The sequence below is a fragment of the Pantoea sp. CFCC18179 genome (genome assembly GCF_059412405.1).
In genome coordinates this window covers 314,549-327,257 of sequence record NZ_JBNBPM010000002.1, presented here as the reverse complement: position 1 = coordinate 327,257, position 12,709 = coordinate 314,549, and the positions used below count along the sequence as shown (strand labels likewise).

The 12,709-nt window shown below is 48.3% G+C and carries 17 protein-coding genes and 1 pseudogene; 8 read left to right on the top strand and 10 right to left on the bottom strand.

Going from position 1 to position 12,709, the window contains the following annotated elements; genetic code table 11:
• Window positions 1-89: 89 nt before the first annotated feature.
• Both ACPUC7_RS06140 and ACPUC7_RS06135 read right to left on the bottom strand, forming a co-directional pair.
• Window positions 90-1,102, bottom strand: a pseudogene (locus ACPUC7_RS06140) (IS110 family RNA-guided transposase).
• Window positions 1,103-1,327: 225 nt separating this feature from the next.
• On the bottom strand, window positions 1,328-2,248 hold the full coding sequence (locus ACPUC7_RS06135; RefSeq protein WP_494922164.1) for an NmrA family NAD(P)-binding protein: 921 nt from the start codon (window positions 2,246-2,248) through the stop codon (window positions 1,328-1,330).
• A 90-nt stretch (window positions 2,249-2,338) separates the two neighbouring features.
• Here ACPUC7_RS06135 and ACPUC7_RS06130 point away from each other — a divergent pair, with 90 nt between their 5' ends.
• Window positions 2,339-2,881, top strand: a complete 543-nt coding sequence (locus ACPUC7_RS06130) for a TetR/AcrR family transcriptional regulator (RefSeq protein ID WP_494922163.1) — start codon at window positions 2,339-2,341, stop codon at window positions 2,879-2,881.
• A 354-nt stretch (window positions 2,882-3,235) separates the two neighbouring features.
• Here the strand turns inward: ACPUC7_RS06130 and ACPUC7_RS06125 are convergent, their stop codons facing one another.
• Entirely contained in the window at window positions 3,236-3,565 is a 330-nt protein-coding gene (locus ACPUC7_RS06125; RefSeq protein ID WP_494922162.1) for a hypothetical protein, read from the bottom strand.
• 208 nt (window positions 3,566-3,773) lie between these two features.
• Window positions 3,774-4,295, bottom strand: a complete 522-nt coding sequence (locus ACPUC7_RS06120; protein WP_494922161.1) for a type 1 glutamine amidotransferase domain-containing protein — start codon at window positions 4,293-4,295, stop codon at window positions 3,774-3,776.
• Window positions 4,296-4,551: 256 nt separating this feature from the next.
• Here ACPUC7_RS06120 and ACPUC7_RS06115 point away from each other — a divergent pair, with 256 nt between their 5' ends.
• Complete coding sequence (locus ACPUC7_RS06115) at window positions 4,552-4,944, top strand: YgiW/YdeI family stress tolerance OB fold protein (protein ID WP_494922160.1); 393 nt, start codon at window positions 4,552-4,554, stop codon at window positions 4,942-4,944.
• Between the two features lie 334 nt (window positions 4,945-5,278).
• Here ACPUC7_RS06115 and ACPUC7_RS06110 read toward each other — a convergent pair whose 3' ends face one another.
• On the bottom strand, window positions 5,279-6,319 hold the full coding sequence (locus ACPUC7_RS06110; RefSeq protein WP_494922159.1) for a CAP-Gly protein: 1,041 nt from the start codon (window positions 6,317-6,319) through the stop codon (window positions 5,279-5,281).
• Window positions 6,320-6,878: 559 nt separating this feature from the next.
• Between ACPUC7_RS06110 and ACPUC7_RS06105 the strand changes: the two genes are divergently transcribed.
• Window positions 6,879-7,154, top strand: coding sequence for a biofilm development regulator YmgB/AriR family protein (locus ACPUC7_RS06105; RefSeq protein WP_494922158.1), 276 nt, complete (start codon window positions 6,879-6,881; stop codon window positions 7,152-7,154).
• Window positions 7,155-7,587: 433 nt separating this feature from the next.
• Here ACPUC7_RS06105 and ACPUC7_RS06100 read toward each other — a convergent pair whose 3' ends face one another.
• Window positions 7,588-7,797, bottom strand: coding sequence for a CsbD family protein (locus tag ACPUC7_RS06100; protein ID WP_494922157.1), 210 nt, complete (start codon window positions 7,795-7,797; stop codon window positions 7,588-7,590).
• Window positions 7,798-8,080: 283 nt separating this feature from the next.
• On the bottom strand, window positions 8,081-8,386 hold the full coding sequence (locus ACPUC7_RS06095; protein WP_494922156.1) for a hypothetical protein: 306 nt from the start codon (window positions 8,384-8,386) through the stop codon (window positions 8,081-8,083).
• A 583-nt stretch (window positions 8,387-8,969) separates the two neighbouring features.
• Here ACPUC7_RS06095 and ACPUC7_RS06090 point away from each other — a divergent pair.
• Window positions 8,970-10,130: a diguanylate phosphodiesterase gene (locus ACPUC7_RS06090; RefSeq protein WP_494922383.1), complete on the top strand. Its 1,161-nt coding sequence runs from the start codon at window positions 8,970-8,972 to the stop codon at window positions 10,128-10,130.
• 96 nt (window positions 10,131-10,226) lie between these two features.
• On the opposite strand, the gene ACPUC7_RS06085 is transcribed toward ACPUC7_RS06090, so the two are convergent.
• The gene (locus ACPUC7_RS06085) at window positions 10,227-10,535 is read right to left on the bottom strand and encodes a hypothetical protein (RefSeq protein WP_494922155.1); all 309 of its coding nucleotides are present in this window, start codon (window positions 10,533-10,535) and stop codon (window positions 10,227-10,229) included.
• 171 nt (window positions 10,536-10,706) lie between these two features.
• Here ACPUC7_RS06085 and ACPUC7_RS06080 point away from each other — a divergent pair, with 171 nt between their 5' ends.
• From ACPUC7_RS06080 to ACPUC7_RS06065, 4 genes are all read left to right on the top strand, one after another.
• Entirely contained in the window at window positions 10,707-10,946 is a 240-nt protein-coding gene (locus ACPUC7_RS06080) for a hypothetical protein (RefSeq protein ID WP_494922154.1), read from the top strand.
• A 52-nt stretch (window positions 10,947-10,998) separates the two neighbouring features.
• Window positions 10,999-11,169 (top strand): hypothetical protein, encoded by a 171-nt coding sequence (locus ACPUC7_RS06075; protein ID WP_494922153.1) that lies wholly within the window; start codon window positions 10,999-11,001, stop codon window positions 11,167-11,169.
• 37 nt (window positions 11,170-11,206) lie between these two features.
• Window positions 11,207-11,461: a hypothetical protein gene (locus ACPUC7_RS06070; RefSeq protein WP_494922152.1), complete on the top strand. Its 255-nt coding sequence runs from the start codon at window positions 11,207-11,209 to the stop codon at window positions 11,459-11,461.
• An 84-nt stretch (window positions 11,462-11,545) separates the two neighbouring features.
• Window positions 11,546-11,743 (top strand): hypothetical protein, encoded by a 198-nt coding sequence (locus tag ACPUC7_RS06065; RefSeq protein WP_494922151.1) that lies wholly within the window; start codon window positions 11,546-11,548, stop codon window positions 11,741-11,743.
• 307 nt (window positions 11,744-12,050) lie between these two features.
• On the opposite strand, the gene ACPUC7_RS06060 is transcribed toward ACPUC7_RS06065, so the two are convergent.
• A complete protein-coding gene (locus ACPUC7_RS06060) occupies window positions 12,051-12,329 on the bottom strand; it encodes a hypothetical protein (protein ID WP_494922150.1) in 279 nt (92 codons plus the stop codon).
• Window positions 12,330-12,396: 67 nt separating this feature from the next.
• Complete coding sequence (ycgZ, locus tag ACPUC7_RS06055; protein WP_494922149.1) at window positions 12,397-12,639, bottom strand: regulatory protein YcgZ; 243 nt, start codon at window positions 12,637-12,639, stop codon at window positions 12,397-12,399.
• Window positions 12,640-12,709: the final 70 nt, after the last annotated feature.

The following is a 12,709-nucleotide window of genomic DNA, read 5'->3' as shown; positions in this document are numbered from 1 at the left end:
TATAGTGCGCCACGGTCCGACCTGTCTGTCATTACGTACGACTACCCGCGCAATCGCAGGAGACTTATCAAGCAAGAGCTCTTGAACCGCTACACCGTGTCCGGCGGCGTTCTAGTATAGGGCGTCTTGTGAGCCAGAACCGCCCAGATGGTTCTGGCCATTTTGTTGGCCAGCGCGACGGATGCCACGTTCACAGGGCGCCTCCTGAGCAGACCTGTTACCCACGATCCCGGCTCATTCGCATTCTGGATAACGCTGTGCGCGCCGTTGATCAGCAGCTTGCGCAGGTATTTATCACCGCGCTTGCTGATGCCCTTCAGGATAACTTTGCCGCCCGTGCCGGTTTGTCGTGGGACCAGCCCTATCCACGCAGCGAACTCCCGACCGGAACGAAACGCACCGGCACTTCCCATGGCGGCAATGGCCGCCGTGGCGGTCAGGAAACCAACCCCGGGAATGGCGCTGATGGCCCTGACGCCCGGATCGTCTCTGCTGAGCGATTTGATCCGTCGCTCAAGTTCAGCGATCCTCTGCTCAAGATGTTCAATTTCTGCCAGCTGCTCACGCAGCGTCTCAATCAGTTCGCCAGGCAGACGCACTTCCAGACGTGCCAGAATATCAGGCATGCTGCTGAAAAGGCTCGCTCTTCCCTTACGCATAATTTCGCCATACTCAGCCAGCAACCCGTGCAGCTCATTGACCTGCATCTGCCTGGACTTGACGAGGAGAAACCGCACCCGGTGAAGGGCCAGCATCGCCTGCTGGGCCTCCGTTTTGATCGCCACGGCTTTACCCGGCTGCTGAACGGCGCGCCAGATGGCTTCAGCGTCCGCCATATCATTTTTGTTTCGTATGTTGAACGCTTTCACATAGGCTCCGGGCATCAGCTTGACCTGGTGACCAGAAGGCTCAGCTGACGCGCCCAGTGATGCGCGCCGCCGCTGGCCTCCATACCGACCAGGCAGGATTCCCGGTTCTGAAAGAAGCTCAGAAACGAGGCGCGTTTAACCGCCTTATTGATCACTTCTCCGGTTTCAGTATCCACATAGTGAAGCTTAATAACGTTTTTGGCGATGTCAGCACCTACGACCATGCGTTTCATGCCCAGCGACTCATTAGCGAAAGGTTAGAGAAATTATGGATGCGTAAAGTTGAGAAGATTGCGACACAGGCTACAAGGCAGGAAGGTATCCTTAGCTGTTAAAGAAAAGAACAATGAGCAGTCCTAAAAAAGTTTTAAATGACCTGTGTCGAGGCCTTATCGCCATTGAAGAGTAACTGAATGGCTGCTTTGAGCGAAAAGCGGACGCAATGAGTCTCAGGTCACTCATGAAACTTCAAACTTATCTTTGTGTAATGTTGCCCACTCGTGGAAAGTTAAGGTGCTTATGCCCACTCTGTTGGCCATTTCGGGTAAAGCCGGATAACCGACTTCAGACTGCCATTCCTGGGAGTTTATCACGCCAGGTCGGAACCCCATTTCAAGCATGGCCTGAGATTCTGCATATTCATATTTCACAGAAAGTCCCGTTATCTGCTCCAGTTCTGCAGCTATCTCAACTGGCGTAGCCAGAGTGTCTGCCAGCTCAAGTTCACATCCATTCATGACCTCGGGATTTTCTAAGGAAAAGCGCACTGCGTATCCCAAGGTTTCTGAGGATATCCAGGCTATTCTTACGTCTGGTGGCACACGGGAAATCAGGCGGCCTGAATCAAGGCCGACAAACATTCCCGCTGCTTTAGGAGGAAGTAAGTTCTCCATAAACAGTGCAGGCTTCAGGATTGTGTACCTTTCAAATCCGGCCTTTCTGACCTGATCCTGAACCGCCATTTTGTCATTCCAGTAGTTGGCGGACCATTTATCCGATTTAAACCAGTCAGCATTTGCATGCTGACCCGCTCCTGAAACGGTAGTCTGAATAAAGTGTCTTACCCCACTTTTTTTCGCCGATTCGATCAGAGATTTAGATTGCATGACCTCTGCATGTTGGCCTGAAGGGTCAGTCAGTTGTAGTGAAAACACTGCTTCTACACCTTGTAGGGCTCGATCCAGTGATGGCTGGTCTTCAAAGCTGCCCTCAGCTAGTTTAACCCCCATATCACGGAGTAATTTAGCCTTACTGCTGACTGCATCAGTGGTAAGAGCACGCACATGATAACCGCCGGAGATAAGGTTTTTAACCACACCGGCACCCTGCATGCCTGTGGCCCCTGTAACAAGTACAATACGGGAATGATTGTCAGACATAGTTCCTCACTTGCTTAATCGAATTTAAAATCATAAAGTGGAGGAAATGATCCACTTTGTCAAATGTAATGATTTAACTAGAGGCCAGTTATGAGACGAGATGCAGCCGAGCGTCGGGAAAAACTCCTTGATGCTGCAGAGATTGAATTTTCGCTCCGCGGGATCAGTACACCGCTTGAATCGGTTGCTGAGCGCGCCGGAGTAGGGCCGGGAACGTTTTATCGAAATTTTCCAGACAGACAGGCTTTGTTAAATGCATTACTGGACAGATCGCTTACGAGAATGGAGTTCAGAGAGAATGAGACTGATAGCGTTTATTCAACCTGCGAACTGCTCGAACATATTGCACAGAATCTTGTAACAAGCCCCGTTCTCTCTGAATACTGGCGCTCTACTGGGAGAGATTCTAATGCGGCAAATCTCGCGCGTGAGCGTTTTGTCAGCACAGCAGAAAGGTGTCTTGCTGAAGGGTTAAAAAAAGAGAATCTTCGTCATGACCTGATAGCTGAAGATTTCCCACTCATATCTTCGATGCTTGGGGCAATACTGTGTGGAAGGGATTTAAAAGAGCGTGAAAAAATAAAAGAACGTGTTTTGTCACTTCTCTATAATGGTCTTCTCAGCAGAGACTAATGAGCGGATTTTTCGGGTTGCACTAAGTTTGTGAGTATCTTCCTCCGAACGTCCGCTTATGGCACACTGCTGCCGTTCAGATCGGACTTCGTCATGAGATGCGAGCTATACGCCAATTTTAGTTGGCAATGGTCAAGTATTTTGCAAACGGTCGCCAAGTAAAATGCAAATGGAAGTCAAGTCAGGTGCAATTACGCACACATAGTGCAGGTCAAATCTTTGCCCTTAAATGACGGCTGGGTCGGATTACGATAAAAAGCCCTGCGAAAAATGCTCGCAGGGCTTGTCAGAAGCGATCCAGCGTTAATGCCGCTGAGTGAGGGCATTACTACTTATGGCGTGAATAGTTCGGTATTAATGCACCTTAAAAAATGGTGCAATTAATGGCGAGTTCCACCCGGAAAGTTGCAGAAGCAATTGGTCATCTTGTGATGTTGTATCAGACGCCACAAAAGTGCCAGTGTAAATACCGTCAGCAACAGCGGTAAAGTTCAGTGATGACTGTGCAAATCTTGCCTTAAGTGTATTATTTCTACTATCTGTGGAGTTTATGAACGCCAACTGAGTGGTATGAACAGTACCAGTGACTGCCTTGCCTCTTATGTCTTTAAGCGTAACAGTTACTGAGATGACATCCCCTGCAGAATAAGACGCTTTGTCAATGCTCAGCGTGGACTGACTCATATTGTGTAGTGGTTTAGTGAATTTGGCCGCCTGAACATAGGGGCTAAGTCAGCCTGAAGATATCTGGCCAGCTTGCGTAAGGCAGGGGATAAATGCCAACCTAGTTATCTTCTTAACTTACTGATATTCAACATAAATAACAATTGTATGTACTGGAGGCTGCCAGCTGCTCCGCCGTTAAGCCCCCAATAACATGTTTTGATGGTAATCAGATCGAGTTCAGGATTCGTAGTGCTTCACGATTAAAAGCCGGTAAATCCTCAGGAGTGCGGCTGGTGACAAGTTTATCGTCATCAACCACAACTTCCTGATCATAAAAATTAGCTCCTGCATTGCGTAGATCAATGGCTATTGCTTTAACAGAAGTCATTTTACGACCGCGCACAGCGTTGGCGCTGATTAACAACTGAGGACCATGGCATATAGCAAAAACAGGTTTACCGCTGGCGACAAATTCATGAGTGAATTTCACAAACCGGTCGTCACCGCGCAGCGAATCAGGTGAATGTCCCCCTGGCAACAGCAGCGCATCGAATTCAGCAGCGCTAACTTGCCCAATGTCCCTGTCGATGACGACTTCAGCCTTGCCTTGCTTGCCCTTAATTATCTTACCCGCCTGCATCTCAATGGTCACTACCTCATGGCCTGCACTGGCGTATGCTTCTGCGGGAGAGGTAAACTCTGAATCTTCAAACTCGTCGGTAATTAATACAGCTATTTTCTTGCCCATATTTTCCTCTGAAGCTGGCTAAGGATAATTAAACTCATCAACATTTAATTCTGGACCCAGATTATAAATATGCAAGCCAGGCGGCAGAATGGTGATTTCATATTCCTTCCAAATTTGGTATGTAACAGGCGGGTGTTCATCGCATTATTTTTATTCCATTAAATATTTGTCCCCGTGAAGACAGAATTTCGCCTTGGGTAAAAAATCTATCAAATTGTGCCAGGCTTAAGCAGAACAAATCACACAGGAAACGGGTATGAATAAATTTTTATTGGTAGCATTCATGCTGTCGCTTGGCTTTGCATCATATGCTGAACAGGGCGGATTTGAATCCGGTAAAACTCCGCCGCCACAGCAAAAAGAAGACGCAGGCTACAAAGGTTCAGAAGATACAGGTGAAACGCCAGTGACTCTCATTAAAGACTTTCGTCAGGGCGGCTATGTCACCCTTGAGGGGAATATTGTTAAGAAAATCAGCAGTGATGTTTACGAGTTCCGGGACAGCTCTGGAGTGGTAAATATTCACGCACCTGCTGCGGCATTCAGAGGTAAAACCTACAGCGCTGAAGACAAAATCCGCGTCAGCGGTAAGGTATTTGGTAAAGGGGATACAGCGCATCTGGAAGCATCCCGCATTGATGAGCCGTGAATTATAACACCTTTATCCATTAACAATTAGGGTAAAGGTGTTTGCCAGAATATCGGCGTTAAAATCTAAATATGTTTGAATTGTCTCTCTGATTTTTCTAATTGAAGCATGACGAATCAGTTTGATATTGACTTTACCCCCCCCCCTGAATCTAAGCATTCAGATTATTAGTCCCAAAACATTATCTGGTTACTTCATCGCGTTATTACCACTCAATTCACCTCATTTATGGTGAGCTGGGCTTACTTAACTTTCAGCAAGCCCCCGAAATTTTGGTTCAGGTTACGGTTATGATCAGCTGGAATCAAAATGTCGATATCATAGCAAGCGGATGTCAGGCGCGAACCCGACGCTTCGAAGGATGGGTGTTGACTCCCCACAAGCCGGCAAGCGAACTGACAATCGCACCTGCCAGTAAACCGATGAATGACCAGAGCGCGATTTTAGCGCCTGCACGCGCTGCCGCATCAGCCTTCTCTTTAGCCTGCTTCTTAAATTCAGCATATTGGGCCTTGGCCTCGTTAAGCTTGTTCTCAAGTTGTTCCATGCGTCCGTTGACTTCCTTAACGGCCTGATCACGTGCCTGAATGAAGTTATCAACTGCTTTATCTGCTTCCTCAGGGGTCAGCTGTGTGTTATCTGCCAGCGCTTTTTTAACCTCGTTTCTGTCTACGCCTTTATTTACGGTATCCACACGCGATTTAAGCTTGTTGCTCAGGTCACCCAATATTGCATCGCTATTGCCGGGGTTTATGGCCAGATCTTTAACTGCTGATGCAAGATCGTCACCTGCCGCTTTGAGCTGCGACTGCAAATAGTCGGGCTGAAGCTCTTTAATATTACTTTTTCGCAGTGCATCGAGAACCTGCTTGTCTGTCTGTTGGTCCGACAGCTGCGTGTCAAGGCCCAGCTTATCAGCAATATTTTTGCCCATATCTACCGTCATTCCAGCGGCTTTACCGGCCGCGCTTCCCAGTCCGCTAACAGCAGAACCCGCAGCAGAGGCTGCCGCACCGACGGCGTTACCAGCCATGTGCAGGATGCCCCCCGCCGCAGCGAAACCCAGCACAGATGCCACGAGCAAAGCGGTGGCCCATGAAAGAAAGCCATGTAATGTTCCATCAACGCCCGCCAGCCTGCCTGCTACAAAACCGCCGCAGGCGAGACTCAGCACGATCGAAACGACTGACCAGATAAGGACGGCTTTGTCGGCTCCGTTAATAACATCTTCAGACTGAGGTGAGAGCATAGACAGGCCAAGGCTTGTTCCAAGAGTCGTCAGCAGCAAAGATATCGACATCACCGTTACCACACCTGCAATGATGCTGCCCCACGAAACGCGTTTGTTTAACTCTGTATCATTCGTAAGTTCCATCGTCTTCTCCATAAACAATACATGACAGAACGGCTGTCACCGGGCATAGATTGAGCGTAGTAAAAGTTTTCATGATTGTTTGCGGGCTGACCGGAGCTTTTCTGAATGCACCCGCCAATTAACCGGCAGATCGTTCATTGCCGGGCTGTATATGCATTACGGTTTATTGAATCTCGCAACGTAAGGGGTAATTCCAGCATCCTGGAGAGGATGAAACGTAAAGAGGAATGCAGCAAATCAACGCTATCAGTGCAAATGTCTGAAGACTGCGTTTGCCAGGTGTTGAACGTGATTACAGAAGGTTAATCCGCTGCAAATAGCTCTGTGACGGGGATACGAAAAGCGTTGCTGGCAATAAATAGACTGCTCACAAAATTATTTCCCGGGCGAGTATCGGGAAAGAAATTATGCGCTAAATTTATTGTTGCACATGTTAACCATGGGGTAATGGCATTAACAATGCAGCGCAAGAGATGTTACGCGCCTGAAGTGAGAAACCGGCCCCGTTGTAATTCATTACGCAGAAATCACCAATAAAAAAGGAGAGGTAATTCATCAAATGTCACAGATAACATCCGGCGAAACAGACGTTACTTATCATCTCCTGGATACAGGTGCCACGCATTCGGCTGAGGCGGCTCTTGTTTACTCTGCTGCAGATCAACTGGCCAGCGAGGGCAGGACTGTTACCAATAGCGCTATCATCTTATTCCTCATTGCGGAGATTGAAAGCACGTTTGATCCAGTTCAGGTTGATGCGTTGATTAGCGCATTAAAACTGGTCGTGCACGTTACCCCTGGTGAAGAAGAACGCTGGGCATTTTTCAACTGGTAAATTGCTGCTGCAGAAACTCAGCGTTCAATACGTTCAGGCGCCATGCAGTCGTACCACCCTGCCCTGCTGGATAAATTACATGGTGTTCAGCGAGCAGTATCCTCAGTGGATTACAGGCAAAATGAGTAGTTCACCCGGCCGCCTTAATTGCAAAACTTATGCTGAAGGAATCAGGCGCCGCAAGATCATTACATAAAAAATATTTCACCCATCATTTCCGGGTAATACGTCGAAAAAACATTCACTCAATTTATAATGGATGCTTTATATTACAATATTTAATGTGTCGGAATTAATGCATTTCGCGCATCCGGAATTTGCATTCACTAATATACAATATTGATTAATAAAAAAGGCCCCAGAGGGGCCTGAAATGTTACAGGGTAGAATCAATTACTCAAATGAGGGGAGAGCAACAGTAACGGGTACCTTGTTACCAGTTGTATTTATTGTGATCTTCCCACTCTTTTAATTCTTTTTCAGCCTGGTCTTTACCGTAACCATAACGCTCCTGAATCCGGCCAACGAGTTGCTCTCGTTTACCTTCGACCACATCCATATCATCATCTGTCAGCTGGCCCCATTTTTCCTGGACTTTACCTTTAAACTGTTTCCAGTTTCCACTAATACGGTCTTCGTTCATGATTTCCTCCGTTAGTCATGATTCATTAAAAAGTGTAGTAGACAGTTACTTAACGTCAACCTGTTCGCCAGTGAATGAAGGCTTTTATTGAATTACATCACAAAGACGTACTGTACAGACAGAATAAGATAATACAGCCCATATCACTAGATGTTTGATTCCGGCTGTTCCTGGAGTGATTTAATCCTGACAATCAATAATATCATATTTGAATAACGTCTTAATTAAGGTTAGCTACGCCAGATGGAGAATCTGACGTAGCCGCAGGCAATTTGTGCTAACCCTAAACAATGTTCAGACATACATTATTCTTCGCTATCAGAGAGGGCAATCTGATGGTGCCGTCTGGCGGGAAGGTGCTCTTGCCAGCACCCTTGTTATGAAGCATCCAGGTCGCATCGGATGCTTCTCTGATGCTGAGCGGGCGGAAATCATTGAGCCAGTCTAAAGCCTGATGGATGACTTTAATACGTGCAGACGTATTGTCTCCGGAAAGCATGGTGTTAAGTTCATTAAGAAGTGTATCAACAGAAATCTCTTTATTGTGTGAGGCGAGATTGACAGCTGCTTCTCCAAGAATTGTAGTCACGGTCATGTCCTCGCTAATATTCACTTCAGTACCTCCGTCATTGAATCATATTGAACACGCTTTAATTGTAGAACATTACTCCGTGCCAATTTAAACTCTAATTACGGGCGTTAATCTGAATTTATCATTTTCCTGAAACGCAGATTAAAATCTTAACCTCAACTTACTGAATTCATGGTTTTTATTTTCATTTATTTTATGTTCACCTTATGCTTATCTGGATTTTTGATTGCTGCTTCATTTTCTATGGGTTTTACAGGTAACATGCTCAGTTAATATACTGATTAGGTGTGTGGTTATGATTTTTCTCATCTCCATTAAACTGTGTGAGACGCAAAGGATTGAAGTTGATATTTGTTTATTTTCTTTTCTACTTTTCATCTTATATTTCATCGGAATTCATAATGCGTGGTTTTAATTAATGCTAGTCTATTTAATGAAATATATCCACCTCATGCGGGCATCAGTAAATAACCGAAGCGCAATGAAGACGATTCAGAATTATCATGGCAGGCGCAGGTTTATTAATTTAATTCCCGCTGCTATGGTAACGGAGGACAATCTGAACAGTACGGACCGTATAATGCTGACAACAATAATTTACCGCAGTCACCTTTGTGACGACATCCCCGTAAAAGTTCTGCCGGCCATGGTAGAAAAAGCCAGCAGCCTGAATACGCGCCACAACGTTACAGGCATACTGCTTTTCAACGGCACACATTTTTTCCAGATCCTGGAAGGCCCGGAGGAAGGCGTACTTGAGATTTACGCGCGCATCTGCCAGGACAGCCGGCACCACAACGTAGTTGAACTCATGCGTGATTATTCTCCTGCCCGCCGCTTTGGCAACGCAGGTATGGAGCTTTTCGATCTGCGTGAGCATAACCAGTCCACCGTGCTGCAGGCGGTGCTCGATCGCGGCACCTCATTATTCAGGCTGACCTACAACGATCGGGGGCTCCAGTTTCTGCGGACGTTTGTCGAAGCGCGCGAAAAGGAGAATTACTTCGAAGTTCTGCCGCCTGAATACTGGGATTTTATCCCGGACGATGCAGGATTGCTCTCCTCTGCCGGTGACATCCAGTTTCGCCCCGTTGTTGACCCTCTGGGGCGCAAAGTCACCGCGATTGAAGCGATTCCCGACAGCCGTGATGAAGATACCTGCAGTGATACGCGTCATGAGCGGAACCTGAATGCCGTCAGGCGTGCCCTGCTCAGCGCCGGCCAAAACGCCCCGGACGGTATGACGCTTTACATCAGCATTTTGCCGATGACGCTGGTTATCGTTCCGGACGCAATCGCCCGGGTCACCGCCAGCATTCGCGAAGCGGGCCTCTATCCTCAGCAGGTGATCCTCGGGGTGAGCGAAACGGAAGTGATTTCACAACTCGACGCGTTTTCCCAGGCGGTGAAGCAGCTCAAACAGGTCGGCATCAGCCTGTCGATTGATAACTTCGGGGATGGCGCTGCCGGATTATCGCTGCTGGCGCATGTGCAGCCGGATCGGGTAAGGATTGATGCCGGAATTGTGCGTAACATCCATCAGAGCGGCCCCAAGCAGGCTGTGGTTCAGGCTGTTATCCGCTGTTGCTCAGCACTTGAAATCAATCTGATAGCAGCCGGTATTGAGCGTCCTGAAGAATGGATGTGGCTGGAAGCCGCTGGCGTAATTGATTTTCAGGGAAGCCTGTTTACGCCGGATGCCGCACGGGTTGCCTGGCCTGAAACGCGCGAAGCGGGTTAATCATCCTGCCATGTGAATGAAAGCTTACCGGTGCAATTAACCTGACCGGAGCTCCCTCCGACAGAACAGCGCTGCCGGAGGGAAATGTACAGCCTGTCAGGCAGGCTGCGAGGGCTGAGAGGCCGGGGTGGTTTTAATGTAGGCGAACACACTGCTGACGCTTTTATCATTCCGGCGCTTACGTTTTCCGCGATTAGCTTTTTCCAGCCAGGCGTTGAAGGCTGCGGTCATTTCTGCGGCCTGCAGTGCATCCGGCGTGCGGAAAATCAGTAAACGACTCAGGGTCTGGCTGGTGCTGTCGATGGCATAAATTTCATTGTCATCCTGCCGCTTAACGTTCTCAATTGCTGTAAAATCCATGTCAGGCCAGCTTTCCAGCTTCTGGATAAATTCACAAAGTTGCATATCAGTTTTTCAATCCTGGATGTTATTTTTCTCTGGTCCGTCCAGATTAGTATCAGGCGACAAATTTGCAAATTGCCCGCAGAAAAAAGACAAAAATATTACAGCCGGAGGACTGAATGGCGGATTCACGCGCCATTATGACGCTGGCCACGTGCCCGTAAGGAGTAGAGCATGCTAAGCGAAGATCAGCTTCGGAGTATCGCGGATAAACAGGAAGCATCAGCATCTGAAATTGCGCTGATGGCGCAGGAGATCCTGCGGTATCGTCAGGCGCTTGCAGAGCCCTGGGCTATCGTGGAGCCTCTGGGCGTTCAATACGTTGAAGACGGTAACGCTGCAATGATCTGGCCAGCGCGCTATCGCGAACGCCATGATATCTCGTTATACCGTCTGGATATCACTGAGGCTTAGCAATCCGTTATTTAAAGGTGTCTGATTCGGAAAGCATAGTGAGCAGAGTCGCGTGAAATTTTTTTCATCCGTTGCGGCAAACCTGATGCTGGCGGCTATGATTAAGATGATTTCTATTCCCGATGCAAGCTGGTATTTCCACTCCCCGCGTAAGCGGGGCTTTTTTCATTCGGCGGAAAATTTATGCATGGGCGCCGGTATCCCTCAGATCCAGACATTATGATATTATTCCGCACAGAATATGCATGCGGACAGATAAAATGAAAAATGACTTTGATGAAAAAATGACGGAAATCATCATTGGTGAAGCCATAACCGCGCTTCTGGACGCCAGTGCGGCAGTCAGCTGGTCCGCCTTACTGGAAAAGCTTCATTCCGCGCTCGATGCCGAAACGGATGAGCACCGGATCCGTGCAGGCCTGCGCGCCATTGATGAAGTCAGGAAGGAAATGATGCTGAACACGCAGGGTGTCAGGGATGCCGGCGCAGCAACTGAACGGAGTAAAATGCACTGAATTTTTATCTCACCTCTACAGACGGTCTCCCCGGTATACCCCAGACAACAAACTGCCACGCTGAGTACACAGAGCGGAGGTCAAGTGAACGATGACGTCACCCTTGATGAACTTTACGCCGTTATAGGAATTGTCGTCGCACGCCTGCTCCGGCCCGATCAGCACCTGACACTCAGTGAAATCACAACCGCTCTTCACCAACTCGGTGAATCGTCCGCCAGTGGTGACATGCGTCGGGTCTGTGAGCATGCTATCCGGATGCTGGTTAAGCAGATGCACTGAGGCATGAAGCGCCTGCCACTCATCAGCGTTCCGGGAGCCAGTAAATCCAGCCTGCGTAATGGCCCTGACCGGTAAAACGTCTTTCAGACGTTTTGGCGACGCTCAGCACAATTCTCCTAAAAATGAGATATAACGAACGGGAACGGGGCGGAAACACGATAGCAGGATGGGGGTCTCTGGCGAGCCGCAGTTCTTCGCAGAATTCGCTCGATCTTGCGTTAAATCTACCAATGAACCCGGGACTTGCGTGTGATGGGGCGTTAAACGCGGTCAAGGCATTCCGCGGGCTACCTAGAGCATTCAGAAACTAGGGATTATTGTCGTTATCACTGTCTGAGGACTGGCTGCTATGCGTCTGAAAACTCCCGGCGTCAGCGGTATTCCAATTATCTGTACAGCGGGCATCCAGTTCCGTAATAACTTGCTGCATAGCCGCAATGCGTGCAGGGTCCCGCTCGTCAGAGACTGCTGCACTGAGCTGGTTAACCAGCGCTTCTGCGCTGATCACATTGTTACGGCTGATGAGCGCCACTGCGGCCTCACCAAGTACGGCGTCAGCCAGGGTCAGGGGTTTGGAAGTCTGCATAAGTCTGCGTTAAAGTAATAATCAACGATGACTGGGAAGCGTTGCCGGCTGACGTTACTTGATAGCTTCAGCGATCAAACAGCAGGCTGATAAGCGCGTGATAATGACGCTGTTCTTCCAGGCTTGCCGCCACTTCCAGACGTTTTAAAAGTCGGGAGCATATCGCCTTACGGTTAAGATTTATACCCGCGCGAAGGATTTCGACAACAATCTGACCCAGCGTCTCCTGCTGTGTCGGTGCTGAAGCCTTGCTGAAATAGTGTGCGATGTCGCTTGCCGTGTCGGGAAACTTCGAAGCATTCTGGCGCATGATAAGTCTCTCACTTTACTTATTCATTGGATGCGTTTCGGGTATAAATTTAGACACCCCGCTTAAACTT

Excerpts from the sequence above, each read along its gene's own strand:
- ACPUC7_RS06130 (WP_494922163.1), top strand. The coding sequence starts at position 2,339 with ATGAGACGAGATGCAGCCGAGCGTCGGGAAAAACTCCTTGATGCTGCA.
- ACPUC7_RS06085 (WP_494922155.1), bottom strand. The coding sequence starts at position 10,535 with ATGCAACTTTGTGAATTTATCCAGAAGCTGGAAAGCTGGCCTGACATG.
- ACPUC7_RS06105 (WP_494922158.1), top strand. The coding sequence starts at position 6,879 with ATGTCACAGATAACATCCGGCGAAACAGACGTTACTTATCATCTCCTG.
- ACPUC7_RS06080 (WP_494922154.1), top strand. The coding sequence starts at position 10,707 with ATGCTAAGCGAAGATCAGCTTCGGAGTATCGCGGATAAACAGGAAGCA.
- ycgZ (WP_494922149.1), bottom strand. The coding sequence starts at position 12,639 with ATGCGCCAGAATGCTTCGAAGTTTCCCGACACGGCAAGCGACATCGCA.
- ACPUC7_RS06110 (WP_494922159.1), bottom strand. The coding sequence starts at position 6,319 with ATGGAACTTACGAATGATACAGAGTTAAACAAACGCGTTTCGTGGGGC.
- ACPUC7_RS06125 (WP_494922162.1), bottom strand. The coding sequence starts at position 3,565 with ATGAGTCAGTCCACGCTGAGCATTGACAAAGCGTCTTATTCTGCAGGG.
- ACPUC7_RS06100 (WP_494922157.1), bottom strand. The coding sequence starts at position 7,797 with ATGAACGAAGACCGTATTAGTGGAAACTGGAAACAGTTTAAAGGTAAA.
- ACPUC7_RS06090 (WP_494922383.1), top strand. The coding sequence starts at position 8,970 with ATGCTGACAACAATAATTTACCGCAGTCACCTTTGTGACGACATCCCC.
- ACPUC7_RS06060 (WP_494922150.1), bottom strand. The coding sequence starts at position 12,329 with ATGCAGACTTCCAAACCCCTGACCCTGGCTGACGCCGTACTTGGTGAG.
- ACPUC7_RS06120 (WP_494922161.1), bottom strand. The coding sequence starts at position 4,295 with ATGGGCAAGAAAATAGCTGTATTAATTACCGACGAGTTTGAAGATTCA.
- ACPUC7_RS06115 (WP_494922160.1), top strand. The coding sequence starts at position 4,552 with ATGAATAAATTTTTATTGGTAGCATTCATGCTGTCGCTTGGCTTTGCA.
- ACPUC7_RS06070 (WP_494922152.1), top strand. The coding sequence starts at position 11,207 with ATGAAAAATGACTTTGATGAAAAAATGACGGAAATCATCATTGGTGAA.
- ACPUC7_RS06135 (WP_494922164.1), bottom strand. The coding sequence starts at position 2,248 with ATGTCTGACAATCATTCCCGTATTGTACTTGTTACAGGGGCCACAGGC.